The following is a 26,328-nucleotide window of genomic DNA, read 5'->3' on the forward strand; positions in this document are numbered from 1 at the left end:
GCAAACCACACAAACCCGCTGCTTTCACTAACTTTTACATATAATGTTCCCAAAGGAAATCAAAATTCATCCTTGCTGTATTACAAAAAGATTAAGACAACAGCCTTAATCTTTTGTAACTTCCTTGTTCCAAATTAAATTTGCACAATACTTGATAATGTCCCGCCTTCTTATAATTCCAATAAAATGACCGTCATCGTCTGTAACGGGTATAAAGTTTTGATCCGTAGACAAAGTAATAAGGTCTTCCATATTTGAATTTATGGAAACAGAAATATTATTGATTCGCTGCGGAACATCTACCAGCTTTGTTTTCAATACTTCATCATACCCTTTGTCAAAGGCTTCCCTAAGCTTCCATAACAGGTCGCCCTCCGTTAACGTTCCTATGTACCGGCCTTCTTCAGATACGAGAGGCACAGAAGTATACTTGTGATAAGATAACTTTTCAAGTGCCTGTCTCATCGTTGCTTCAGGGTTCAAGTACTTCACTTCATCTTTAGGCAACAAATAAAAAGCAATATTCATGTTAGTACGCGCTCTCCTTTTTAAGCATGATTCACGCTTATTTAAACGCTTTTATAAACACCTTCTTTATTATAACAAAAAGAACATATGTCTGCTTTATAAAATACTACACATACTATTTCCCTTTAAGATCATTTAACAACCTTTTTTAGACTCATTACGCAATTTTTGTAGTTACATTAAACAAACAAAATAAAAAAATGGACCTTCATAATAAATAATATTTTACAAATCGTAATCATTCCGTTTATAATGAGTAAGGATTGTTTGAAAGGAGACATCAATACATGCGAAAACTTGGTTTACTTAGCGCAATAATACTATTATTCATATCAGCAGCATGCGGAAATAACAACGCATCTGATAAAAAAGAAGGTACATTGAAGATCTACACAACTATGTATCCATTAGAATATTTCACAGAAAGAATTGGCGGCAAGCATGTGGAAGTATCTTCTATTATACCTCCTGGTGCTGACGCACACACATATGAACCTTCTACAAAAAAGATGGTGGAAATCACTGAAGGAGATGCATTTGTTTATAACAAACTAGAATCAGACGAATTCTCCTCTTCTGTGGCAGATACTTTAAAAGAAGAAGATATGCCGATTATCGATGGCGCGAAAGATATTACGTATCATGAATCAGATGAACATGCAGATGAACATACCGATGAACATGATAGCCATGAAGGTGAGGAAAAAGGGCATGAAGAAGAATCTCATCACGAACATGGTTCTCTTGACCCGCATATCTGGCTTGATCCAGTTTTAGCTCAACAAATGGCAGATAATATATATAACGGACTTGTTAAATTAAAACCAGAAGCGAAAGAGACGTTCCAAAAAAATCATGAAGCTTTGATTTCAGATTTAAAAGAGCTAGATTCATCTTTTAAATCAAGTGTTGAAAACGCTCCTAAGGATTCTTTCATTGTGTCTCATGCAGCTTACGGATATTGGGCTGAGCGATACGGCTTAGAACAAATTGCAATCAGCGGACTTTCTCCATCACATGAGCCAAGTCAGCAGCAGATTCAAACCATTATTGAAAACGCAAAAAAAGAAAAAACGAATTATATCTTATTTGAAGAAAACGTGAACAATAAGGTAGCTGCGATGATTAAAAAAGAAGTCGGCGCAGAGACGATGACTCTTCACAACTTAGAAACAAGAACGAAAAAAGATATCCAAAATGACCGTGACTACCTAACGATTATGAAAGATAACATTTCTACTCTTTCTAAAGCCTTACAATAAGCAAAAACGCCAGGGGAAAATTCCCCGGCGTTTTTTATATGGCATCAAGCATTTTAAATTGAGAAACTACTAGGTGATAATAAATTCCTTCAGCGTTCATAAGCTCTGCATGGTTACCTTGTTCCATAATTTCTCCATGGTCAAGAACAACAATATTGTCAGCTTCCCTTATGGTAGAAAGTCTATGAGCAATGATAATAGCCGTTCTGTCCTTTAACAAGGTCTTTAATGCTTTTTGTATCTTTTGTTCAGACTCTGTATCAATGCTTGCTGTCGCTTCATCCAGAATCAAAATATCTGGATCAGCGAGAAGGGCTCTAGCAAAAGAAAGAAGCTGCCTCTCACCGACGGATAAAACGTTTCCTCGTTCTTCTACTTCTGTTTCATATCCATTTGATAGCCTCTCAATAAACGCATGAGCACCAACAGCTTTAGCAGCACTTCTTACTTCTTCATCAGATGCATCTGGTCTTCCGAAACGAATGTTATCCTTAATCGTACCAGAAAAGATAAACGTGTCTTGAAGAACCACACTCACTTTTTCACGTAAGCTTGCCAAGTTCACGTCTTTTAAATTCTTACCGTCGATCAAGACTTCACCTGCGGTTGGATCATAAAATCTGCTCACTAAGTTTGCGATTGTAGTCTTACCTGAACCCGTATGACCCACTAGAGCTACTGTCTGACCACCTTGTATAGAAAGGTCGATTCCTTTTAACGCTTTTCGGTCAGCGTTATACGAAAACTCAACCTCTTTAAACTCAATGTTTCCTTTGATCTGTGAGAAGGAATACGCATTTTCTTTTTCATGCACATTCGGCTTTTCATCTAGAAACTCAAAAATTCTTTCTGAAGATGCCATTCCTACTAAAAGCTGATTATACACTTGGCCTAGCCTTGAGATCGGCTCCCAAAACATGCCGAGGTAAAAGGCAAATGTAACAAAAACCCCGATTTCCAACGCTTCACCTTGAATCAAGTAGGAACCAAACCAAAGCAGAATGGCTGTACCGATCGCGTTTGACATTTCAACGAATGGGCGGAACAACGCATTTTGCTGTGTAGCCGTTCTCCAGCTGTCATACGTTTCGTTGTTCACTCCGTTAAAAAAGTTCATGTTCTCTTTTTCTTGAGTATATGATTTCGTAACCCGAATTCCTTGAATGCTCTCGTTTAGATGTGAGTTCAACTTGGCTTGTTTGATTCGAACAACCTGCCAAGAACGTCTGATTTTTTTTCTAAGACTGGTTGAAATAAAGAACATCAGTGGAAGAATGACCATAATCGCCAAAGTGAGCTCCGGGCTATAAACAAACATGATCACGATAATCCCTAACAGCAAGATGATATCCATGAGGACATTGATAACCCCATTCGTGAACAAATCCTGCAATGAGTTCACGTCGTTGATGATTCGAACTAGTATGGACCCAGCAGAACGCTGATCGAAAAATCGATGTGACAGACGCTGAATATGTTTAAACAGATGCTTCCGTATGTCATAAATCACATACTGGCCAAGATAGTTCATCCATTTTATGCGAAGTGTATTGGCTCCCCAGGAAAGCAAGTAAAGCCCTGCAATCGCAATAATTAATTTTATTAGCAGGTTTGTATCTTTGTTCTTGATCGCATGGTCGAATGTCAGAACCCCAATGAACACAGGTACGACAAGTCTAACAGCGGTTGAAACAATCATAGCTAAAATCGCTTTTGGCAATAAGTTCTTGCTGTAAGGTTTCATGTATTGAAACAAGCGAATGATCTGTCCCCAGTTGAACGGCTTGTCGATGACTTGTTCAGATGAATATCGAAACCGTGTTCTCTTATTTGTTTCTTTCACCATTACACCCCCCGCCCTGTCATTTGAAACACTTTATCTTTGTCTTGGTATTGAATGTCATAAATTCTGCGGTAAGCTCCTGATTCTTCGCTAATGAGCTCTTCATGTGTTCCGCGTTCAATCACTTCTCCCTCATGAAGAACAAGAATCTCATCAGCATGTTTTAGTGAAGAAATTCGGTGAGCGATAATAAATGTCGTCCGGTCGTTCATCACTTCTTTTAAAGCTTTTTGTATTCTAAATTCAGTTTCCATATCTACCGCACTTGTGGCGTCGTCAAGAATTAAGATGGTCGGGTCAATCAGTATGGCTCTTGCAATCGAGATTCTCTGCTTTTGCCCACCAGAAAGTCCGAGTCCCCTCTCTCCTAAAACTGTGTCGTATCCGTCAGGGAGCTCCATAATAAAGTCATGTGCTTGTGCCCGTTTGGCGGCATCCACAATATCATCCATATCCGCATCAGGGTTACCGTATGAAATGTTGTCTTTGATCGTTGACGAAAACAAAAAAGACTCTTGCAGCACGGTACCTATGTTCTTTCGAATCGTTCTAAGCGAATACCTTTCAAGTGGCTTCCCATCGATAAGAATGGAACCTTTCTCTGGCTGATAGAATCTTGACAGAAGCTGTGTAATGGATGTTTTGCCTGAGCCTGTTGCCCCGATCAGTCCAATCGTCTGTCCAGGTTTAGCTGTAAACGTTACATTTTTAAGAGCATCTTTTTTCTCATTTTTATAGCGATGCGTTATGTCTTCAAAGATTACTTCTCCATCAAAGCGAACCCTTTCAAGTTCCCTGTCTTCCCCATCCATCTCAAGAGGTTCGTCTAAGATCTCTAACAATCGTTCTCCTGAAGCTTTGGATTGAGAAAAAGTATTCATGATAAACCCTAGATTCATAATCGGCCCCATAATGTACCAAACGAGACTAAAGAAAGCAACGAGCTCCCCTGCTGTCAGATTCCCTTGAATAACAAGATAACCCCCATAAGCAAGCAGCAGGACGACAGAAAGGTTTCCGATCAATTCCATGATTGGAAAGTATCTTGCCCATATTTGGGAGGTTGTTAGAAATTGTGATTTATAGTCCTCATTCGATTTATCAAATTTATTTATCTCAAAATCTTCACGGGATAGTGACTTTACTGTATTGATACCGCTAATATTTTCCTGAACCTTCGTGTTGAGGTTAGCCATGGATTTTCGAATTCCTCTAAAAGCGGGATGAACTTCTTTATCAAACTTGTAAACGACGATTGCGAGGAAAGGCATCATGCATAGTGTAATGATGGCCAAAGGAATGGAATAGAAGAACATAACAGAAAGACTGAAGCCAACGATTAGAACAAAGTTAATAAGCTGAGAAAATCCAAACGACAGAAAGAAGCGGAACCCTTCCACATCTGCCGTGAGTCGGGACATGAGATCACCCGTTTTCGCGTTATCGTAATAATCAAATGGAAGAAACTGCAGTTTTTCATACAATGATTCCCGAAGCTGGTAGACGGAACTAATGCCAAACAGGTCTCCATAAAACTGGTGACTATATGTAGCAGCCCCTTTAATGGCCATGAGTATGATAAAACCGATTGCTACGTAAGGGACGAATGAATATTCCCCTTTAATAATGATCTCATCAATGGTAAATTGCAGGACCATTGGATAAACAACGGTAATTCCTGAAACAAGAAACAACGTAAGAATCGACAAATAAAAGTACTTTTTATAAGGCCAATAAAAGTCTTTTAATCTTCTGAATGTATCCAGATCGATCACCCTCCCCTATTAAAAAATAAAAGACAATATACATCATATAACAGAATAGTTAGAAAAAACTATAATTTTGCTTATTTTATTTATAAAACACAAAATAAAATATCAACTTTGTTAAACAAGTCACCCCCTCTCCTATCGTACTAAAAAAAGCCTCGATATATTCGAGACTTCTTACATTAACGTTTTCTTCTGAATGCAAAGAACGATACGATGGCAATTACTATCACGAGTCCAATCGTAAGCGGTGCAAAATAGCTTGGATTTTTCGGCTGATCTTTTTTCTCTGTATCTGGCAATGCTTGCTCAGCATTGTCGTCTTTCTTGTCTTCTGGATTTTCTTCTTGTGCTTGTTCTTGTTCAGGACGATCTACCGAAAATGTATAGTTTCCTTCAATCACATGACTGTCAGCACCAATAATTTTGTAGGATACAGTATAATTGCCATTCTCCAAGGGGGTGTTGATCGCACCAGTCATTTGGTCATCTTCAATACTGATCTGGAGAGGAATTTCTTTATCACCGTTTTTTAAAGTCATCGTACTTAGCGATTCAATCTTTGTTGAAAAAGTTAAGACGACTGCTTCAAGATCTGTTGTAACCTTTTCTCCTTCAGCAGGTGTTGATGATTCAAGTTTGGAATGAGCAAACGCGGATAAAGGCAATTGTATAACCATCATCATCAATAAAAGTAAGGATAAGAGCATTTTTTTCATAACTTGACTCCCTGTACCATATTTTCTTTCTCCCTTCATTAAAACAAAGAAAAGGCATTCCTCACAAGTATTCAGTCTTTACAAATACTTGACACTTTTGTGGTCAAACATACATTTTACGCCTATTTTACTGGAATCTAGGCTCCTGCCCACTTCGAAAACGAAAACAGGCATAGGATATATGGAATTAACAATTGCAAGAATTAAAGGAGGAAAAATCGATGGGTTATTCTTATGGCAATTCTTTTGCATTGGTAGTAGTGTTATTTATTCTATTGATTATTGTTGGGGCAGCTTGCTTCTGCTAATAATGAATAGCGTGAAAGGAGAAAACCGGCTTAGGCCGGTTTTTTCTTTTTTACATAAGGCTGTTTTCGTATACTTTGTTGCTCTTGAAAATGGTTGATTTCCGCTCCAGGTGCTCGCTTTCCGCGGAGCAGGCGGTGAGCCACATTCGAACGTTCCACTCTTAAGTGTCTCACCTGCCCGCCTGTCCCGCAGGAGTCTCGCACCTTGCGCTACAAACAACTTGTCAATGAAGCCTTTACGAAAAAAACTGATTAAAAAAATAATCTTTTGGAAAAAAGCAATGCATAAAGAAAAGAACTCAGCATCATTGTGCTGAGTTCTCTGCCGCTTCTTTATCTTTTTCTAAATTACCATTAACCGTCTCTGCGTTTTCACCGTACTTTTCTTTTAAGTTCCAATACGCTTCAAGTGCACGCTGTCCGATGTATTTATTGATTTTTTGATTTCCGTTTTGCGGTGTACCTTCTGGAACCACAACTGCGAATGCAATTTCAGGGTTTTCAAATGGTGCATATCCGACAAGTGTCAAGTTATGCTTTTCAACCAAGTTCCCTGTACTTGGATGCCTAATAATACGCTGGGCAGTTCCTGTTTTCCCTGCTGGATTGTGATACTTTTCAGGGTCATCAAAATAACTTTTTGCTGTGCCACCAGGTGAATGCATAACTTGCCAAAATCCTTGTTGCACGCGTTCAATGTATTTTTGATCAATGTCAATTTTGTTTAAAATCTCTGGTTCAAAGCGCTTCAACAATTTCCCTTGTGCCTCTTCATTCGGAGCAGGTTCACGAATTTCACGTACCAATTGAGGTTTAACTCGATATCCATCATTCGCAATTGTTGATACATACTGAACCAGCTGCATCGTAGTATACGTATCAAATTGCCCTATACCTAAGTCATACAGAGTAGCAGACTCTCCTTCAGGTGGCTTTCCTTCGTATCCAGTTGCTTCATTTGGAAAATCAATACCTGTTTTAACTCCTAGACCAAACTGACTGTATGAATAACGTGCTTCTGCATATGTCTCTGTCCAATGCTCAGGACCGATCATGCGGTCCATAATATTAAACATGTATACGTTAGATGACATACGAAGGGCATCTAGATCATTAATATATCCCATGTTCTTCCATGAGGATTTATCCATGCCGTTCTTAGTAAAAGGTGCATCATATATGACTTCTCCCATACCTACTAGCCCTTTTTGAAGACCTGTAAGTACCGTTGCTCCTTTTACCGTTGAACCCATTTCATAAGAGTTGTATAGTGCACCATATGAATCGTTGTGGAACTCTCCATCTTTGTATGTTTTTCCTGCAATCCCTTTAATCTCACCTGTTTTAGGATTCATCATTACGATGTATGCTGATTTAAGCAGGTCATTTCCGCCAAGCGGTTTTGCTTTTAAGATCTCTTCTTCTAGAATCTTTTCCAGGTGGAATTGAAGCTCCATATCTAATGTTAGTACGATATCTTTTCCACGCTGCCCGGGGATGGTTTTCGGCTCACCGATTGTTGCCCCGGTTTTAGGATTCGTTAGATATACAGATTTTTCTTTCGTTCCTCTAAGCACTTGTTCATATTGATCTTCAAGACCACTTACACCTACTTGGTCACTTCGGTCATAACCCATACTCATAAAATAGTCGGTTCTTGATTTAGGAATTTGTTTTACCTGCCCAAAAATTGAGGATTCACCAAATGGGTATATACGTTTTGAATCCGCCATTATATCAATCCCTGGCAGGTCGCCAAGATTTTCAGAGATAATGGAAACTTCTTGATTGTCTAAATTCGTTTTAATGCGCTGTGCTGAATACGCATACCCTGTTTCCATCGCACGTTTGTATGCAAGAATCTTAATGTCTTCATCTGTTAGGCTTTTGATCTCTTCCTCGGTAATCTTATCAACAAGCGCTTTATATTGATCCTTGTCGCTCAGCTTCTTTTCTTTCTTGCTGAGTCGTTCTTCTATTAGTTCAGTTACATCATGTTTTGCAATGAAATAGTCTTTCTTATCGCGTACTGTAATCTTCTTTTCTTGATCTTCTGTCACGCCAAGGCGTTCAGCCAGCCATTTTGCAATCCGCATCGTGTCTTCTGCTTTTGTATCTACTGTTTTTGTATATGTTAAAGAAAAGAAAGGTTTGTTTCCAACCACTTCGCGGAAGTTGCTGTCCAGCAGCTTTCCACGCGGTGCTTCTTTCCTTGCGATCACTTCTTCAACTGCTTCTGACTCTATACGTTTTTCCTCTCCATTTACGATCTGGAGAACTCCTAACCTTAAAATTAGGACAGAGAATAGAAAAAAGACGACCAAAAACAAGACATTTAAACGAAAGGGTACTTGTGTTTTCTTCCTCTTTCTTTCCGGATCCGCTTTCGTTACCATCATTCCGCTCCTTTTGGAAATTTTCCCGTTAATTTTACAATTATATTACAAAAGCTTCTATCTATAGATTACTAGAAGTTGTCCACAATTCCAAGATATTCATCAAAAAAAACCTTATCTTTTTTTGATAAGGTTTTACGGCGTTTAGAGGGCTGCTGCAGTAAGGCTTTTTGTAGGTACAGGTCTTCCGTAATAGTAGCCTTGCGCGAGCTCAACACCACAGTTTAAAACGACCTCTGCTTCCTCTTTTCTTTCTATGCCCTCTGCCAATACGACCGCATTTATTTCCCTTGCTACTTTTACAATCTGCAGAATCATTTCTTTTTTAGATTCGTCTTCATCACAGAAAGAAATAATTTTGCGGTCAATTTTTACATAGTTAGGTTTCAGTTCTTTTAATACTGCAAGAGTTGAATGACCGGCACCTAAGTCATCAAGTGCTACTTTCATTCCTTGATCTTGGTAAGCCTTTAAGATGCTCTTCAAGTGTTCTATGTCTGCAATTTCTTCTGTTTCCACAACTTCAAACACCAAGTCATTCGGATCAACTCCTGCCTCGGCTGCTGCTCTAAATGTTGTAGCCAAACAATGCTTTGGATCATAAATGGATGACGGAAGGAAGTTAATGAAACGCTTCACTCCTCTAGGCACTGCTCCAGAACTATTCTGTATGGAGGTGATTCGTGCATTTCCATCCAAGAGGGCTTGTAATCCTGATTTTTCAGCATACTGAAAAAGTTCGTAAGGTTTAAATTCAATACGATCCGACAATGGGCGAAGTAAAAATTCGTAACCATAAATTTCTTCTGTCTGCAATGAAATAATAGGTTGTGAGTATGTAGTGAACAATTGCTGTTGTATAACTTCATAAAGATCTCTGTTTTTTATTCTTTCCCTAAAGTGAGGAAACGGGATCCATGTAATAAAGCCATTTGCTTCCTCGAAAGTTAGAGTAAGCGCACAATAGAACGATTGTATAGCTTGGTTATTAAATGTGCTTGAAAGACCTTCACATAGTGATTGGAGTAAGGGAAGATTGTTGTATTTTGCAGATACCGCATTCGATGATGCCATTACCTCTAAGCCTACCTCAGTAAAAAGCTGCTCCAAACTTTGTAAAAGAACAGGATGGTCTGTACGGATATGAATGAAACCTTCTATAGGGAAATCACCTGATGGTCGACACTGAGAACATGACATAACAAAACCTCCAAAAAAGAATTGCAAACTTTTGTAAAATTTGCTATTTTATAATTCTGCGCTTTAAAAATGACTACTACATAAAGGGGGACTTATGGTTTATTGGATTCTTCTACAAAAGAGCTTTATGCGAAATATGCAGTATAAAGTTGCCCATTTGATCAATAATGCGGCCAGTGCCATCTTCGGCTTCGTATTTATCGCGATATGGGTCGGTGTATTACAAGGTAAAGAGAATGAAAGTCCCTACAGTGCACTTGACATGACGTATTACATTGCTGCGGTTCAATGCATCCTTTGGCTCTCAGGATTTCTTACAGCGGGACTGAACATTCAAAACGGCGTAAGAAATGGCGCCATTTCATTAGAACTCGTAAGACCTACCAATTTTTTTCTGTATGTTACCTCACAAGAAGCTGGCCGGTTATTGTATAACTTTTTCTTTCGTTCCATTCCGATTGGGCTTGTTTTTGCACTAACAGTTGGTTTCTATGTACCTCAACACGTACCAAGTTATCTATTTTTATGTATTTCAATCTTTTTAGCTATAATCATATCTATCAATCTACACTACTTGGTTGGGATCAGTGCTTGCTGGACAACTGAGATTGACTGGGCACATTTTGTTAACTTCACCTTACTAATAGGTCTTGGCGGACAGCTCGTACCCATCGATTTACTTCCTGCCCCACTGTCTTTTATCACACCTTATTTACCTTTTGCTGGAGCAATCTATTATCCGGTAATGATTTTCCTTGAAAAAGTTTCGAGCGAGGTTTTATTCATACAGCTTTTTTGGGCTGTTTTATTAACGCTCATGAATTTGTGGCTCACCGAAAAAGCACGCCACAAATTAGAAATACAAGGAGGATAAGGTATGAATCTTTATATAAAATTGATTTCGGGAAGCCTGCGATCTCGCATGCAATATAAAATGAACTTTCTTGTATCCTCCTTATCATACGGACTGATTATGGCTGTTGATTTTGTCTTACTGGCTGCCATACTGCAGCGTTTTGATGATGTAAAAGGTTGGAATCTTTTTGAAGTGGGCTTGTTGTACGGAATCTCATCCGTTGCAATTACTCTCTACCGAGTATTTTGTGTTGAGGTACATAATTTTGAACGATACATGGTCGAAGGTGAATTTGACAGTCTTCTGATCAGACCCGTTTCTCCTTTATCGCTGCTCTTAACGAAAAATTTAGATCTGTCACGTATCGGCGGAACTATACAAGGCATACTTATCCTTATTATTTCTATTATCGGTCTGAATTTAGAGAACGTTGAATTATTTTTACTATTGATTTATTTACCTATATCAATTTTAGCAGGGGTCATTATTTGTTTTTCACTTGGTCTTTTGACCGCAACAATTGCCTTTTGGACGCAGAGAATCAAAGATTTTCAAACGTTTACGCTGTACGCACCATTTAATGCAGCCAACTATCCCATGAACATCTATCCGGGCTGGCTGAAGATTATCTTTTTCACAGTTATTCCAGTCGGATTTATGAATTACACCCCTATTCTTTTTCTGTTGAATAAGGGCGGAAGTCTTTGGAACTTAGCATTGCCTCCGGCGGTTGCTATCGTTTTTCTATTTCTATCATTACGATTCTGGCATTTTGGAATTCGGCACTACCACAGTACAGGCAGTTAAGGAGGTCTACTTATGATTGAAGCTCACAAGCTCAACAAGCATTTTAAAATCTATGAAACAAAAAAGGGATTTATCGGATCATTTGCTTCTCTTCTTTCCACTAAACATCACATTGTAAAAGCAGTAAACGATATTTCTTTTTCAATTGAAGAAGGAGAATTTGTGGGCTATATCGGGCCTAACGGTGCGGGTAAATCTACCACGATTAAGATGCTGTCTGGCATCCTTCACCCTACTAGCGGAGAAATTAAAGTCGGTGGTCTGAGCCCGCAAAAAAGAAGAAAAGAAGTTGCCAAGAAAATAGGGATCGTCTTCGGTCAGCGTACACAGCTTTGGTGGGACCTTCCTTTAAGGGACTCTTTTGATATTTTAAAAGAAATGTACAAAGTACCTGACGGAAAGTATGAGCAGTTTTTAAAATTATACGATGATATGCTTCAGATCGGAAAGTTTATGGATACTCCAGTTCGCAAGCTGTCTTTAGGTCAGCGGATGCGCGGCGATCTTGCAGCGGCGATGATACATGACCCAGATGTACTTTTTTTAGATGAGCCTACGATCGGTCTCGATGTAAACGCCAAAACAAGTATTCGAGCTTTCTTGAAAGAACTGAACCAAAATGAGAAAAAAACAATCCTGTTAACGACACATGATATGGATGATATTGAACAGCTTTGCAGCAGGGTGATCGTGATTAACCACGGACAACTTGTTCTTGATGGAACATTAGAAGACCTGCGAAAAAATATTGGATTGCCAAGTGTAATGGAGATCCAATATCGGGTTAAGCCAAATATTAAGGAAATATCGTTAAACGGCATTGAAAAAATGAAGTGGGAAGAAGAAAAGCTAGTGATTGATTATGACCGCTCGATCATCCCCTCCCCTCTTTTGCTTCAAAACGTAACAAAATGGGGAGAACCAGTCGATATCCAGATGAAAGAGCCAGATATTGAGGAAGTGATTCAAAAGATTTACTAGCTTTAAAAAAGCTTGCTGCAACTGACCCATTTGTACGAGTCCGTTACGGCAAGTTTTTAATATGGCAGTTTTTGTAAACTTTGATTTATTGAAAGTGGTTGATTTCCGTTCCAGGTGCTCGCTTTCCGCGGGGCAGACGGTGAGCCACATTTGTACGTTTCACGTATAAGTGTCTCACCTGCCCGCCTGTCCCGCAGGAGTCTCCCACCTTGCACTCCAATCAACGGTCACAGTAGAAAATAATAATGAAGTTGAAAGCAACACCCTTTTTGAAAATTATTCTGCAGATAATCTGTCCGTTTCAATAGATAATCTGTCGGATTGATTCATTAATCTGTCCGATTGAAAAGATAATCTGTCCAATCTAGTCCGTTCATTAAAACTTTAGTTTGCTAGCCAATTTTTTAGTTGTTCAAGCTGGTTTAGTGCATCTAGTCTGCCTTGTTCATAAAGGACTCCGAGTCGTTTTGGGTCCCGCTCCACTCGTTTTACTTTCATCTTCTCTAGCGGACGCAGAACGAATAGATTCCCCTTTTCCTCTTCTTCCTCTATAAAATCCAAAGTTTCGTTATATTTTAAATAACGGCCTCGTAAGCTTTCATCAAGTCCAGTATACTCAGGGTAAAAACGCTTGGTCACCCACGTCATTTTCGGCTTCTTCTTGCGATATCCATGGTTTTGCGTGAGTACGACTACTCCTTTTTTCACCCCGTCATCTAAAGCTTTATGAACAGGGATGGGATCTGCAATGCCACCGTCCATCATGTGCCCACCCGCAAGCTCAACCACAGGAGCAATAAATGGGATCGATGACGAGGCACGCAAAACTTTAGAGATATCCATCTCTTCATAATCTTCCCTGCTTAAATATACAGGTTTTCCTGTTCTAACATCTGTAACAACCACAACAAAACGCTCTTCTGACTGCTTAAACGCTTGATAATCAAAAGGTACTAACCGGTTAGGAAGCTCATCAAAAATAAAATCCATACCGAACAATCCCTTTTTCTTAAACAGCCAATTTTTATATGAAATGTATTCTGGGTGTGAGCTGAATTCCAGGTTAACCGTTCGATTTCTCCCATGTTGTCTGGAAAGATAAGAGACAGCATTACAGGCTCCTGCAGAAGCTCCTATTACATATGGAAAGTAAAGATTGTTCTCCATGAAAACATCAAGTACACCCGCGGTATATACCCCACGCATTCCTCCACCTTCAAGAATAAGTCCAGAGTTCTCCAAATTTGGCACCACCTATTGTTAACTAACTTTACTATTTATGATTTTAATTATATGTAAAAAGCGGGTGGGAAATCCAGTGAAGTGTTTTTATTGCAGAGACCGCTAATACAGCTAACGTGAAATTATTATTAGCAGTCCGCATCATAAGGACAGATTCTACTTTTTTACTCTCTAATAATACGACTAATAACAGCAGTATATCGTTTCCGCAAAAAGGCGGTATTTCAAAAGTTCATCGCTTTTGAAATACCGCCACTGCTTCATTATTGAAAATATTTAGCCAGTCCGCTCGTTATTCCTGCAGCTGCTTTTGATTGAAAGGAATTGGTCTTGATCGTCATTTCGTCGGATGGATTAGATAAAAAACCTAATTCAACCAAAACGGCAGGCTGTTTGTTCTCACGAAGAACGTGAAAATTTCCAAATCGTACATTTCCGCCTTTAAGTCCTGTGTTCGCTTGAAGCAACCCTGTGTGAACAGAATCTGCTAATTTAATATCTTTTTGGCCGTAATAAAAGGTTAAAAGGCCTGTTGCTGATTTATCTGCAGCCGAATTATAATGCAAACTTACAAATGCATCTGCAAAATGATAATGGCTAATCTCTACACGTTTGTTTAATGAGATATAGCTGCTGTCACTGCGTGTCAGTATTACGACGGCACCTGCCTTGCTTAGCTCTGTTGCTAACAATCTCGCACTCATCAGTGTAAGATCAGCTTCTAATGTTTTAGATGATTTTCCGACAGCTCCGGGATCATACCCGCCATGACCGGGATCAATAACAATCCTTTTTCCTTTTAATCCCCCAAAAGAAGGTTTAGGTACGGGATTTTGATTAGGAGAAGAGGATGTTTGCTGAACAGCTACTAACCATCCAGCAACCCAGGCACTATTACCGTTTGGCAGCTTTAACTGTATCCAATCATTCTTAGATTGAATATAAGCAAATTCGTCCCCTTGATTAACTTGACCAACAATTAAATATGACGTTGAAGGTCCTTGCCTGATATTCACACCATCCGCCATAACAACCACCTTTTTCAAAACAGATGCTGGAGGTGCTGCTGGTGGTTTTGATTCAGGTTTTGGACTCGATACTACCGGTGAGCTTCCGCTAATAATTGATATATATTGACTCGATACCCATCCTTTTTTTCCGTCAGATGTTTGAATGGACATCCAGCTGCCAGATTCGGATATGATTCGAACAGTTGTGCCATTCTTTAAAGAACCAATAATAGGAGCGTTCAAATTTCCTGAGGTACGGAAATTTAAATATGTAGCGGTAACCGTTCCTGATTTTCCTGTATTCACTGGTTTTGGATCTGCAGGTTTTGGATTTTGAACAGCTGGTGCTTGTCCTGATTGAATCAACAGGTAAGCGTTACTAACCCACCCTTTTAAAGAACCATATGTAATGTTCGACCACTTGCCCTCTTCTTTTACAACGGTGACAATGGTTCCGTTTTTAAGCGAACCTAGCGCTTTATATTGTGTACCAGCCCCACTTCGAACATATAAGGAAGTCGCAGTTACTTTTGCATTCTTTGATAAACTTGTTCCGTTTTGAGATTGAGCATTTCGTGATGGAACATTACTTATGTTCAAAAACTCAGCACTTACCCAAGCTCTTCCACCATTGAACGCAATGTTTGCCCACCCTTTTTCAGTCTTAAATACCTTAACAGCAGCACCTTTTTTTAATGAGCCGATTTGTTTGGCAGATGTAGAAGGTTCTGAGCGAACATTTAAGCTTGTTGCATTCACTGTAGCGCTTTTCGTTTCTGCATATGCAGGACTAACGTGATACGTAGCCATCATGAGGATCGCAATAAGGAAAATCTGAAAAAATTTCTGATTTACTTTCACCCGTTTCAACTCCTGTTAGAACGTTCTTTACTTCCTGTAAATCTTATATCGTCAATCCTCTAACTTTCATAAACCTTTTTCGCTATAACAAAGCAAAACCCTTCCTTATTTCCCTATTTTTATTACTTTTTCAACATTTTCCCTAAAAATTAGACAAACAAAAAACCCTAAGCCAATGGCTAGGGTAATTTAACTTTATATTATGCTTGCTACAAAATGCCCCGGGGAAAGCGAGTATCTATAACGGAGATCAACTCTTTCAAAAACAGCAAGAAATACTAGATCGTTTTAAATTAATCCAAAATGCTTCAATCCGTGATAGATCCCGTTCTCATCAACTGACTTTGTTACATAATTCGCTGCTTCTTTTGCTTCTTTCATACCGTTACCCATCGCGATTCCGGTTCCTGCTGCCGTTAACATCTCAATATCGTTCAACGCATCACCAAACGCGTATACATTCTCAGGTTTCATGTTCATTTGCTTCATGAACGCTTCAATTCCTTTAGCTTTTGAACCGCCTGTTGGAAGGATATCTAATGCATTTTCGTGCCAGCGGATAAAATCAAACGTTCCTTTGTATCCATCACGGTATACATGTTCGTGTTGTTCCTGGCAGAATAATAATACTTGATAGACTTCATTTTCTTTGTAAAAACCAGGATGATAAACAGGATAGCTCGGCATTAGATTAAACGTGCAGTTCTTAATGATCTCATGATTATCCGCATTACTCGTTGCTCTTTCATGATCCAAATAAACAAGAGGATGACCCGCTTGTTCTGCTTCTGCTTCAATCTTTAGTATCGATTCTCTTGATAAAGGCGTTTTATGAATCACTTCATCTTTAAATACTACGTAAGAACCGTTAAAACTTACAAATGAATCTACTTCTAATTCTTCACGAATCGGTTCAAACATAAATGGTCCGCGGCCTGTCGCAATGGCAACATGCACTCCATTCTTCTTTAGCTGTCTGATACTCTCTTTCGTGCTGTCAGGAATTTTCTTCTCATCGTTAACAAGCGTTCCATCTATATCAAAAAACACTATTTTGTCATTCATTTCGCATCGTCTCCTGTTGTAAGTTCTACCCTACAATAGTGGTACGATTCCGTATAAATGTCAAATCATGCGTTTACTTATTAACAGTTCCGCCAATTTTCAATATCCCTTTTTCAGGCATGGAGAGTAAAAAGACGGTTAAAATGATGAGCATGCCTCCTGCTGTTTGAAAGTTCCCAAAAGCCGTTCCCAACCAAACAACCGAAACGATGGTTGCCACTAATGGTTCAGCACTTCCAAGCAAACTCGTCTCTGTTGATGTAATGTATTTTAAGCTGTCTAAGTATAGATAAAACGGCAACAGGGTCCCGAATACCACAACAAATGAAAGCATCCAGAATAAAGACAACGACCAATCAATAAAACCTGCCTGCCACGGCTGCGTAAAAATCGAAACAGACAATCCTCCCAATAGCATTGCCCACCCTACGATGGTTGCAGACGCGTATCTCTTTAACAGCCGAACAGGATAAACGGTATAAACAGCGACAGAAACCCCTGACAACACACCCCAGAAGATCGCTTCTTTTGAAACCGTGATCTCGTCTAAACTTCCGTTTGTTAACAGCAAAAAGGTTCCTGAAAGAGCCATGAGTACGGCAATCCATTCTTTTCGTTTTGGCCATTTTAAAAATTTTAAAGCAAAATAGATTGTGATGAACACTGGCCCTAGAAATTGAAGAAGAGTTGCTGTCGGTGCGTTACCTGCCTCGATACTTAAAAAGAACGTAAGCTGAGCGCCTAACATTCCTGTTAATGAAAAAATAATCAAATCGATTCTGTCTCTTTTGTTTCTCCAAACTTCAAAAATATTATGATGAAGTGAAACAAGGATTAAAAGCAGTGCACCTGCCATCATCATTCGAACAGACACTAGCCATGTCGCTGTTACGGCTGAATGGGAGAAGATCCATTCTGCTGCGTTACCGGAGAAACCCCAAAGCGAAGCACCGGCTAATGTCAGTCCTATTCCTTTCCATCGGGAAAAATCTTTATTGTCTTGATTTCCCATTACACCACCCGCTCTCTTATGTGCATGCATATTCTCTTTTTTCTATAAAAGTCCTTCTTCATTATAAAACGAAATTCAGCAATTCCTATATCTTTTATGTATCCGCTAGTTTAAAAGCCTTTACATAAGAAAAGCACTGAACTGGAATCCAGCTCAATGCTTTTCTTGAAAATAAAAATAGGGGGATGATTTATCATACGGCATGGCTGTGTTTTTGTGTCGGTTTATCAAAAAATATGCGAATACCTACTAAATCCTTCATCTATAAAAATATTTTTCTGCACTCGCATAATTTTGTAAAAGATATCCAAACTAGTAATACAAGGAGGTGATACATATGGCACGTAACAATTCTAATGAATTATCAGTAGCTGGAGCACAAGCAGCTTTGGATCAAATGAAGTATGAAATCGCTTCTGAGTTTGGTGTACAACTAGGACCTGACACAACATCCCGTGCGAATGGATCTGTTGGTGGTGAAATCACTAAACGTCTTGTCCAAATGGCAGAACAGCAACTAGGTGGCGGATACCGTCGCTAATAACAGGAATTCTTTATATGTGGGCTGAACTCTTAGGAGTCAGCCCTTTTCATATTTTAGGATATTTACGGTACGTGAACTTTTTACACGTTCACCAGTTAGCCTGCAATTTACACCGATAAACAAGCTGCTTTCAATTAAAAACAGCTTAATTGTAACGATAAGCCTTAATATAGAGAAAGCTGGCTTAGTTATGCGCTAATCACATAACCTACAAGCCAGCTTTCTTGTATATTTATCTTACTTTATCTAGCTTCACTTGAATCAAAACAGGATCATGGTCGCTCGCACGTCCGTGCTCTTCCATGAACTGTGAGTTGATATGAACGATATCTACCTTAGTTTTCTTAGCCATGTTGTTCGTTACTAAAATATGATCAAGTACTTGCGCGTTACCTTGATAAGAGTATGTGAAACGCTCATTAAACGGTACTTTCTCAATCATATTAGTTAGCTCATTGCCTTTTAATATTTCAAGTGAATCTGTGAATTCAAAATCATTGAAGTCTCCAAGAAGAACTACTTTTGCATTCTTGTCCTCTTCTTTTACATCTTTAACAAAACCGTTTACGATTTCTGCGATTTCTTTACGCTGAACTTCACTTCCTAAGAAAGGAGGCTGGTTCTTACCGAATAGAGGCTGATCTCCGCCTTTTGAGTTAAAGTGGTTTGCAACAACAATTACACTCTCTCCATTAAACTCGAATTGTGCTGCTACAGGCTTACGGCTGTCTTCAAAAGCAGGATTCATTGGATCAATGCGCCCTGGGTTAAGAGTTAGTTTGCCGTCTTTGTAATCTACAGCTTCTGTTGAAGTCCCTTTTGTACCTTCAGCAAGCGATACACGCTCAGGGTTGTAGATGAATCCTACACGAATGTTACCACCTGGCTGTCCACCGTCTTGGTTGTTTTCTGGAGCAATATCTGTATAAACATATTCTGGTCCGCCTTGAGCTGTAATTTCAGCTATTAAGCGGTCAGCGCTTTCTTTTGCGTCAGTAGTCCCATCATTTATAGAACCATTACCATCTTGCATTTCTACAAGACCTACGATATCAGGAGACTTTAGGTTGTGAACAATCGAGTCTGCAATTCTGCTAACTTTCTCATCTGAAGTTCCCTTTTCATTTGCTGTAAAATTCTCAACGTTAAAGCTCGCAATTGTCAGCTCTTTATGTTTTTCATGAATGCGTGTTACTTCCGGTTTTGTATTACCCTCAACGAACGCTGGAAGGTCTTCCACATCTGTTAATACTTTATAGTTGCTAAAGCCATAGCTTACAACACCAGTAATAGCACCTTCAAAATAGTCACCTGATTTAGCAACGAAATCTTCATCACCCATATCTACGAAAATACGTTCAGGGTTGTAATCAAATTCAGTAATGTTTAATCCCCCAGCAGAATTAAGTCTGCTGTATTCTCCGTGATCTGGAAGAACAACGAGTTCACCATATTTTTGAGGTGCAATCACAGCCGGGTTATTGATTTCTACAAGCATACCTTCTAAGCTTTCATAAAAGTCGATTCCATCTTCATTAGGATCGAATTCTGTGAATTTATCGTTATCAATTACGTTTGTAGGCTGTTGTAGGCCGAACATTCCGATAACTGTTGTTTCAGGAAGTTCTTGTCCTTCTTCGACTGTTGTTACCAAACTTTTATCAGCATTAATTTCAGTCATTGCAAGATCTGTATTTAGTTTGTCAGAGTATCCTTCTAAGACCCATTCCTTAACTTGACCATTTACAGAAACGACATTGCCTTCCGTTTGTCCATGATTTGGCTTATATACAAGGATTCCTTCAGATGTATTAGAATCGTTATCTGGTTCCAAATCTTGCATGTAGAAGTTCCTGGCATCTACCACTTTTGTTACAATGCCCTCTATACCTTCAACTGCTTTATCTGCAACAGGTGAATTGTGACCAGCACCTTGGATATCATGAATGCGAAGTCCTGATAGTGCTACTTGATATTTAAACTCAGCAATGCTGCTGTTCTTAAGACCTTCTTTTACAGCAATCGCCTTTATCGTTATATCTTCATTAATCGTAATAGGAGCAGTGTATAGTGTGCTGTCTGTAGTTGGGTTTGATCCATCTACTGTGTAATAGATTGCTGCATCTGGTGTTGTAGTTGAAAGAGAAACACTACTTCCTTTTGAAACAATTCCACCTTTTAATGATGTTGTAACATCTTCAACTTTTGGTTCAGGAGGAGTTCCGTCTACAAATGTAAAAGATTTAGCGTTCTTATGTCCAGGTACAGAGTAGTATTCTAATAAGTCACCTGTTATTTGAACTTTTTTCCCAAGGTTATCGGGATTGCTTTTAAGATTCAACGCTGCTCTTACAGCTGTGGGCAATTGAACAGGCAAAATCTTAGTTTTATCTGTTTCGTTAGGAGAATCTGCAATAGCTAAATTCGTATCTTGCGTAAAAGGACTTGTAAGTTGGTAAGAAATAGATGCGCCATTTCCACCCTTTACAGTACCAACAATATAACCTTCAACAGTCTGACCAGTTTGATTCTGGTTAGCTATCGCCTCACTAACCGTAAGCACGTCAGCTGCCGAAGCGGTTTGCTGCAGTGGTAAAATCATGCTAAGTACCATCGCTAACATGATACCTATATTTGTGAATTTTTTCGTCATTTTCATGAACACATCGGTCCACCTACCTAACTTTTAGTATGTAAAACTTCGTCAATTCATGAAAAATATAACACAATTTTGTCGAGGTTAATGTTAGTTTTATGTTAAAACAGTTAGAAAGACTTACAATAAATTTACAAACTAGTTCTGATTTACCACTTACATTATAAGAAAATAGCCAACATCCTCTCGCGGATTGTCAACCACTGAAAAGAGTCGGCTTATCTTGTATTCAGATTTAATTCTGATGAAACTTGTTCGACAAATAGCTCAGGATTATTGTTATGCAGAATGGATAGCAAGTTATCTTTTTCCGCGCAGCGATCTAGCCAGACATCTCCTTCACCAGCCTCAAGAATAACGGGCATACGATTATGGTATTTCTCCATAGAAGAATTGGACGTTTTCGTAAGGATAGAACACGTAATCCTTTCCTCTTCTTTTCCATCTACCACACCAGCCCACCTTGACCATATACCAGCAAAAGCGAACGGCTTATTATGTACCAAAGAAAACTGATAAGGCTGTTTTTTATTTCCTTCTTTTACCCATTCGTAAAACCCGCTTGCTGGTATCAAGCATCTTCTTTTGTAAAAAGATTCTTTAAAGCTTGGTTTCTCATCAACCGTTTCACTTCTAGCATTGATCAATTTATTACCGATTTTCGGATCATCTGCCCATTTAGGAACGAGGCCCCATTTCATGTACCCTGCCCGGTTGCCGTTACTGGCTTTTACGATCGCAAGAATATTTTGGCTTGGGGCAATGTTAAAGCGTTCTTCATAATCAAATTCATTCATTAAGTTAAAAGCATCAATAATCACATCTTTGTCGTAATAAAGCATATATCTACCACACATAATCCAGCACCTCATTTCATGATTGGATAAGGAATGCAATACAGTGAAAACTAATAACAGGAGGCGATTTTTTTTGAAAAATCCTGTAATTATTTACATTATACTGCTTTTCAGCATGATCTCATTAATGTTAAGCATCGACTGGTATATGGGCATGACACCGATCAACGTGCTCAGAACTTCTATTTTCTCATTCTTTCGCTATGTAGATAAAGTGGAATATACCCTTGTTGTGATATTGATTATTCTGCCAATCTTAACCTTTATTTTGTCGAAGTGGATGGAGAAGAAGCAAAGTGCTTAAGCTTCTTCCTTCTCATCAAGAAAACAAGTATGAAAAGGGCTGGTAAGACAACTTGAAAAGGTACATGAATATAATGCGGCACTACTCTTAACCCTTCAGTAATATGCTCCACATAGTTTGCTGCAATAATGATGGAAGAAAGAATTAGAATAATCCCCATCGGCCCGATCAGCTTTTTTTCATCCTTCACACCAAAAACATCTTGAGCCGCCTTGACTGCTACGTAGAAAAAGACTGAGATCTTAAAAAAACCTCCAATAATTAAGGTGAACACGACCAATGCATCTAACCTCTGAATAAACTCTCCTAGATTTATTTTCGCTACTGCTGCAAGTAACGGGAAATAGACATGAGTTGCAACATGTCCGCCGAGGATCGCAATATCCATCGCAACTGTCGCACTTAATATTATTCCGCTAATCGCCATAGCCACTAATCCTACGGTTAATGCCTTGCTTTTTTTTGTTGTTTTCAGATATGGAAACAGCATCGTAAAAACAACCATTTCTCCAAAAGGAAACGTAGGTGTTACAGGAAAAGCGGCCTTTAAGACTGGCATAAAGCCTTTTCCTAGGATCGGAAGCAAGTAATTGTATTCCATTAAATCTGCTGATAATACGAGGATGGCCAATGTCACTCCTAAAAGGATCACCAGAGAAAAAATAATTTCCCCTGTTCTTACAAGTACTTCAAAGCCTAGTTTCAAGACATATACAATTGTTGCTATCATTAATGTATTTACAACTATGATCGGTGTCTGAACAAACACGGCAGATAATAGCAGACTCCCAAAGTCACGCAGTACCCTTGAAGCCAAGTACATAAAATACATTAAATAACAGAAGCCTAATATTTTTCCTACATACTTTCCGAACAAGACTTGAAGATATTGCGTTAATGACATCTCTGGAAATTGATTGTACAAAAAGAAATAACCTAAGAAGAGGACCATCCCGCATAGCATGCCGAGCAGGATGGCAAACCAGGCATCTCGTCCTGCATCCATTCCGAGACCTACAAGGATGGCACTGCCTAGTTCAAACAAAACGATGATAATAAAATATTGCTGAATATCTATCTTATACGTTTTCATTTTGGAGCCTCTTTCTTTTCTTCAAATAAAAACGGTGATGTCCGCATTCCTGACCTTCGTATACGTGAATCTACATGTACGCTCACTTTTAGCTTAGGGAAAATTTCAGCAAACTCTTTTTTATAAATTTGACGCCATTTCTTCGAATCTTCTCGATATAATAATTCTCCAAACCCTAATACATCGCTTTCAAAGCTTTGAGCAGCTGTAATTGTTTTGTTTATTTCTTTTTCGATAACTGCATTGAGGTTTCTCTCAATCTTAGTAATTTCAGAAGGCTTTTCCAAATTAACAGGACAGTTCGCCTCTGCGATATTTGCTTCTGGAAACACAGTTATGGTTATGGTAGGATTATTGCTCTTTGTGTTTGCCGATAGTTCAGTGTTTGAGCGTACAACCTCGATTGAATATCCTTTTTTGTCGTCATTACAAGGTACTGTTATCGCAGAACTGACAAGTTTACCTTTAATCCATAGAACGCCTCTTGCTTCTGGACCATCAATCCAACCTTTCAGCTTCCCGTCTTTAAATACTCCCATTCCTGATAATTGAATTCTAGCCGGATCTCCCACCTCGTAGTTTTGAGCAGTTACCGCCAATTTTTTATCACCCGTTAACCGTATACCATTTATAAGAGGCTCGCCGCCTTCATTAATAATGGATTGAAGAACTTCATTAATGTCTTGCTGCATGTTTTCTCCCCAATTTTTTTCAGAGATCTTTAAGATGGTTGCTACCTCATCAGAAGTCACTTTATCGATCGCGGTAAACGTACGCAAAATTTTGGACGGGGTTGTGCCCCTCGCAATCAGAACTTGAATGGTAGAACGCACTTCAGGATCTCGAGAGATCATGTCCAGCGCTTGATAAATATTGTCTTTTGCGAGTTTTTCACTGAAAACGAGCATCCTTGCATGGGCAAAAAACAAGCGTCTTGAGGTTTGCTTGCTTGCTTTTCTTGTTGCTTCCATCAAGTTACGTCCTTTCGTCTCATATACCGTAAAAACAGGCTGCTTCCCCCCACCGCCCCCTGAAATACCAGGAGCCACTTCTGTAGGATTCACCACTTGATAAGTAACGATAAGATCACCTTTTTTATCAATATTAATTCCAATACCCATAACAATTGATAGTTCATCAAGCTCATTCTGGTCCCAACATCCTGTTAAAAAAAGAATGCAGATTATAAGAGGAAGAGAACTCTTTAGAAGTTTCACCTTGTTGTCTCCCCCTCTCTTTTTTTCTTTACTTGATAAGGCTGGGTACGGGTTTGATTTTTCCTTGCCAGCTTTTCTGGCCGTTTAAAAAGCTTTGTAATAGGAAACCGAAAGAGACTGTCTTTCAGATCTTGTGTTTGTATAGGGGCAAATGGACTCAAATATGGATAGCCAAAAGATCTTAAACTTGTTAAATGAGCGATAATAACGATTAAGGCAAGTGTTAATCCATAAAAACCAAATACAGAAGAAATGATCATTAACGGAAATCGCAATAACCTGGCTGAAGTGGCAACTGCAAAAGATGGAATGGCAAAGCTGGCTACTGCTGTAATTCCTACTACAATGACCATGGCAGGAGAAACGAGTCCTGCCTGTACGGCCGCTTGTCCCAATACAAGTGCACCCACAATGGAAACAGCAACACCAACAGCACGCGGCATCCTGATTCCAGCCTCACGCAATATTTCAAACGTGATTTCCATGACCATTGCCTCAGCTATTGCTGGAAATGGAACACCTTCGCGCTGAGCAGCGATACCAAAAAGAAGTGTCGTCGGAATCATGGCTTGATGGAATGTTGTAAGAGCAATATAGATAGATGGTGCGATCAGAGAAATAATAAATACCGAAAATCTTAACAATCGCAGAAAGGTACTGATGTCATATCTCATATAATAATCTTCAGATGACTGAAAAAATTGAATGAATTGTGTAGGTGCTATTAACGAAAACGGGGTTCCGTTAACCATGATTCCTACACGTCCTTCAAGTAGGTTGCCGATCACGACGTCAGGTCTTTCCGTATTCATGAACTGAGGAAAAACGGTAACAGTCTCATCTTGTATGAATTCCTCGAGCTGTCCAGACTCTAGCAGCCCGTCAGTTTCCACCTCTTTAATCCTCTCTTTTATTTCTTTTATTAAGAGAGGATTCACGATATTCTCTAAGTAAACAACAACTACATCCGTATGTGTTACATCTCCAACTTTAAATTTTTCAATTCTTAAATCGGGAGAGCGTACTCTTCTTCTGATTAAAGAAATGTTCGTTTTCAAAGACTCTGTAAAAGAATCTTTGGGACCCCGAATTACGACCTCTGATGTAGGCTCTTCAATCCCTCTCACCTTGCCGCCGTTTGTCCCCATCTTCAGTCCTTTAGTATTCCCTTCAACTAGTAAAACACTGAAGCCAGAAAGAAGGGCTTCTAACAGTTCCTCTTCTGTCTCTACATCCAAAACTCTTCCTAAGGCAACCGCATTTTGCTTGATATAATGCAGAGCATGATTAACAGGCACTGGCGATGATTGTTTGTCAGAAGTTAACGACATTAATGGAGCTAGTATAAATTCGTTTAAAAGCTGCGAGTCGTTCATCTCTTCTAAGAAAAGAAGCGTAGCTGTAACTTTATCTTCGAGTTCAAACTCAAACTCTCTTACGATTAAATCCACCGGGTTGCCGAGACTCTTTTTTACGCTGTCAACGGTTACTTGTGAAACGGGACTGAGCTCTCCTTCTTTTTCTGCTGCTTTTTGTTCTTGGACCTGAGTTCCTTCAGAACGGGTTTTTGTTTGGAGAGAAGATGCTTCGCCAAGGTTTTTTTCGGCAACCATATCTGATAATTTCTTATATGTTCTAATTACAGGGCGTTTTCTTCTGTTCCTCATAACCAACCGCCTTTTTACCATTCTTTTCATAGCATTTGCGGAACTTTCATTGGTTATGTAATAAACATAAGGAAAACTTGAATGCGGTCTAGTTAGTTTTTCGTATCAGTCTTCACTGCGTTAAACTTTTT

General features: G+C 39.1%; 24 protein-coding genes. 7 read left to right on the forward strand and 17 right to left on the reverse strand.

Annotated features, from left to right (window positions below):
• Positions 1-105 precede the first annotated feature (105 nt).
• Complete coding sequence (locus tag QUF49_RS13025) at positions 106-528, reverse strand: CBS domain-containing protein (RefSeq protein ID WP_289496045.1); 423 nt, start codon at positions 526-528, stop codon at positions 106-108.
• A gap of 287 nt (positions 529-815) precedes the next feature.
• Between QUF49_RS13025 and QUF49_RS13030 the strand changes: the two genes are divergently transcribed.
• On the forward strand, positions 816-1,790 hold the full coding sequence (locus tag QUF49_RS13030) for a metal ABC transporter solute-binding protein, Zn/Mn family (protein ID WP_289496046.1): 975 nt from the start codon (positions 816-818) through the stop codon (positions 1,788-1,790).
• A 34-nt stretch (positions 1,791-1,824) separates the two neighbouring features.
• On the opposite strand, the gene QUF49_RS13035 is transcribed toward QUF49_RS13030, so the two are convergent.
• The 3 genes from QUF49_RS13035 to QUF49_RS13045 all read right to left on the reverse strand — a co-directional run bounded on the left by QUF49_RS13035 (position 1,825) and on the right by QUF49_RS13045 (position 6,121).
• Positions 1,825-3,636, reverse strand: a complete 1,812-nt coding sequence (locus tag QUF49_RS13035) for an ABC transporter ATP-binding protein (RefSeq protein WP_289496047.1) — start codon at positions 3,634-3,636, stop codon at positions 1,825-1,827.
• A complete protein-coding gene (locus QUF49_RS13040) occupies positions 3,636-5,399 on the reverse strand; it encodes an ABC transporter ATP-binding protein (RefSeq protein ID WP_289497652.1) in 1,764 nt (587 codons plus the stop codon). The genes QUF49_RS13035 and QUF49_RS13040 overlap by 1 nt, the downstream gene beginning before the upstream one ends.
• Before the next feature lie 185 nt (positions 5,400-5,584).
• Positions 5,585-6,121 carry a copper resistance CopC family protein gene (locus QUF49_RS13045; RefSeq protein WP_289496048.1) on the reverse strand — a complete coding sequence of 179 codons (537 nt, stop codon included), beginning with the start codon at positions 6,119-6,121 and terminating at the stop codon, positions 5,585-5,587.
• Between the two features lie 221 nt (positions 6,122-6,342).
• Here QUF49_RS13045 and QUF49_RS13050 point away from each other — a divergent pair, with 221 nt between their 5' ends.
• Complete coding sequence (locus QUF49_RS13050; RefSeq protein WP_082820548.1) at positions 6,343-6,429, forward strand: YjcZ family sporulation protein; 87 nt, start codon at positions 6,343-6,345, stop codon at positions 6,427-6,429.
• A gap of 30 nt (positions 6,430-6,459) precedes the next feature.
• On the opposite strand, the gene QUF49_RS13055 is transcribed toward QUF49_RS13050, so the two are convergent.
• The 3 genes from QUF49_RS13055 to QUF49_RS13065 form a co-directional block, all read right to left on the reverse strand.
• A complete protein-coding gene (locus QUF49_RS13055; RefSeq protein WP_289496049.1) occupies positions 6,460-6,633 on the reverse strand; it encodes a hypothetical protein in 174 nt (57 codons plus the stop codon).
• 101 nt (positions 6,634-6,734) lie between these two features.
• The gene (locus tag QUF49_RS13060) at positions 6,735-8,825 is read right to left on the reverse strand and encodes a peptidoglycan D,D-transpeptidase FtsI family protein (protein WP_289496050.1); all 2,091 of its coding nucleotides are present in this window, start codon (positions 8,823-8,825) and stop codon (positions 6,735-6,737) included.
• Between the two features lie 144 nt (positions 8,826-8,969).
• A complete protein-coding gene (locus QUF49_RS13065) occupies positions 8,970-10,025 on the reverse strand; it encodes an EAL domain-containing protein (RefSeq protein WP_289496051.1) in 1,056 nt (351 codons plus the stop codon).
• A 127-nt stretch (positions 10,026-10,152) separates the two neighbouring features.
• Here QUF49_RS13065 and QUF49_RS13070 point away from each other — a divergent pair, with 127 nt between their 5' ends.
• The 3 genes from QUF49_RS13070 to QUF49_RS13080 are packed head-to-tail and all read left to right on the forward strand — an operon-like array spanning position 10,153 to position 12,669.
• Complete coding sequence (locus QUF49_RS13070) at positions 10,153-10,899, forward strand: ABC transporter permease (RefSeq protein ID WP_289496052.1); 747 nt, start codon at positions 10,153-10,155, stop codon at positions 10,897-10,899.
• Between the two features lie 3 nt (positions 10,900-10,902).
• Complete coding sequence (locus QUF49_RS13075) at positions 10,903-11,688, forward strand: ABC transporter permease (RefSeq protein ID WP_289496053.1); 786 nt, start codon at positions 10,903-10,905, stop codon at positions 11,686-11,688.
• A 12-nt stretch (positions 11,689-11,700) separates the two neighbouring features.
• Positions 11,701-12,669 carry an ABC transporter ATP-binding protein gene (locus tag QUF49_RS13080; RefSeq protein WP_289496054.1) on the forward strand — a complete coding sequence of 323 codons (969 nt, stop codon included), beginning with the start codon at positions 11,701-11,703 and terminating at the stop codon, positions 12,667-12,669.
• Positions 12,670-12,754: 85 nt separating this feature from the next.
• Here QUF49_RS13080 and QUF49_RS13085 read toward each other — a convergent pair whose 3' ends face one another.
• The 5 genes from QUF49_RS13085 to QUF49_RS13105 all read right to left on the reverse strand — a co-directional run bounded on the left by QUF49_RS13085 (position 12,755) and on the right by QUF49_RS13105 (position 17,859).
• On the reverse strand, positions 12,755-12,877 hold the full coding sequence (locus QUF49_RS13085) for a hypothetical protein (protein WP_289496055.1): 123 nt from the start codon (positions 12,875-12,877) through the stop codon (positions 12,755-12,757).
• 176 nt (positions 12,878-13,053) lie between these two features.
• Positions 13,054-13,911 (reverse strand): patatin-like phospholipase family protein, encoded by an 858-nt coding sequence (locus QUF49_RS13090; protein WP_289496056.1) that lies wholly within the window; start codon positions 13,909-13,911, stop codon positions 13,054-13,056.
• Positions 13,912-14,174: 263 nt separating this feature from the next.
• Positions 14,175-15,782 carry an SH3 domain-containing protein gene (locus tag QUF49_RS13095; protein WP_289496057.1) on the reverse strand — a complete coding sequence of 536 codons (1,608 nt, stop codon included), beginning with the start codon at positions 15,780-15,782 and terminating at the stop codon, positions 14,175-14,177.
• Between the two features lie 288 nt (positions 15,783-16,070).
• The gene (locus tag QUF49_RS13100) at positions 16,071-16,847 is read right to left on the reverse strand and encodes a Cof-type HAD-IIB family hydrolase (protein ID WP_289496058.1); all 777 of its coding nucleotides are present in this window, start codon (positions 16,845-16,847) and stop codon (positions 16,071-16,073) included.
• Positions 16,848-16,920: 73 nt separating this feature from the next.
• Positions 16,921-17,859 carry an EamA family transporter gene (locus tag QUF49_RS13105; protein ID WP_289496059.1) on the reverse strand — a complete coding sequence of 313 codons (939 nt, stop codon included), beginning with the start codon at positions 17,857-17,859 and terminating at the stop codon, positions 16,921-16,923.
• 337 nt (positions 17,860-18,196) lie between these two features.
• On the opposite strand from QUF49_RS13105, the gene QUF49_RS13110 reads away from it, so the two are divergent.
• The gene (locus QUF49_RS13110) at positions 18,197-18,400 is read left to right on the forward strand and encodes an alpha/beta-type small acid-soluble spore protein (protein ID WP_289496060.1); all 204 of its coding nucleotides are present in this window, start codon (positions 18,197-18,199) and stop codon (positions 18,398-18,400) included.
• Between the two features lie 235 nt (positions 18,401-18,635).
• Here the strand turns inward: QUF49_RS13110 and QUF49_RS13115 are convergent, their stop codons facing one another.
• Both QUF49_RS13115 and QUF49_RS13120 read right to left on the reverse strand, forming a co-directional pair.
• On the reverse strand, positions 18,636-21,062 hold the full coding sequence (locus QUF49_RS13115) for a DUF6359 domain-containing protein (RefSeq protein WP_289496061.1): 2,427 nt from the start codon (positions 21,060-21,062) through the stop codon (positions 18,636-18,638).
• A gap of 215 nt (positions 21,063-21,277) precedes the next feature.
• Positions 21,278-21,916: an SOS response-associated peptidase gene (locus QUF49_RS13120; RefSeq protein ID WP_289496063.1), complete on the reverse strand. Its 639-nt coding sequence runs from the start codon at positions 21,914-21,916 to the stop codon at positions 21,278-21,280.
• A 73-nt stretch (positions 21,917-21,989) separates the two neighbouring features.
• Between QUF49_RS13120 and QUF49_RS13125 the strand changes: the two genes are divergently transcribed.
• Positions 21,990-22,220 carry a hypothetical protein gene (locus tag QUF49_RS13125; RefSeq protein ID WP_289496065.1) on the forward strand — a complete coding sequence of 77 codons (231 nt, stop codon included), beginning with the start codon at positions 21,990-21,992 and terminating at the stop codon, positions 22,218-22,220.
• Here QUF49_RS13125 and QUF49_RS13130 read toward each other — a convergent pair.
• The 3 genes from QUF49_RS13130 to QUF49_RS13140 are packed head-to-tail and all read right to left on the reverse strand — an operon-like array spanning position 22,180 to position 26,197.
• On the reverse strand, positions 22,180-23,313 hold the full coding sequence (locus QUF49_RS13130; RefSeq protein ID WP_289496066.1) for a GerAB/ArcD/ProY family transporter: 1,134 nt from the start codon (positions 23,311-23,313) through the stop codon (positions 22,180-22,182). The genes QUF49_RS13125 and QUF49_RS13130 overlap by 41 nt on opposite strands.
• Positions 23,310-24,530: a Ger(x)C family spore germination protein gene (locus QUF49_RS13135; protein ID WP_289496067.1), complete on the reverse strand. Its 1,221-nt coding sequence runs from the start codon at positions 24,528-24,530 to the stop codon at positions 23,310-23,312. Before QUF49_RS13135 ends, QUF49_RS13130 begins: the two co-directional genes overlap by 4 nt.
• Positions 24,527-26,197, reverse strand: a complete 1,671-nt coding sequence (locus QUF49_RS13140; RefSeq protein WP_289496068.1) for a spore germination protein — start codon at positions 26,195-26,197, stop codon at positions 24,527-24,529. The genes QUF49_RS13135 and QUF49_RS13140 overlap by 4 nt, the downstream gene beginning before the upstream one ends.
• Between the last annotated feature and the right edge of the window lie 131 nt (positions 26,198-26,328).

The sequence above is a fragment of the Fictibacillus sp. b24 genome (assembly GCF_030348825.1).
Lineage (GTDB): Bacteria > Bacillota > Bacilli > Bacillales > Fictibacillaceae > Fictibacillus.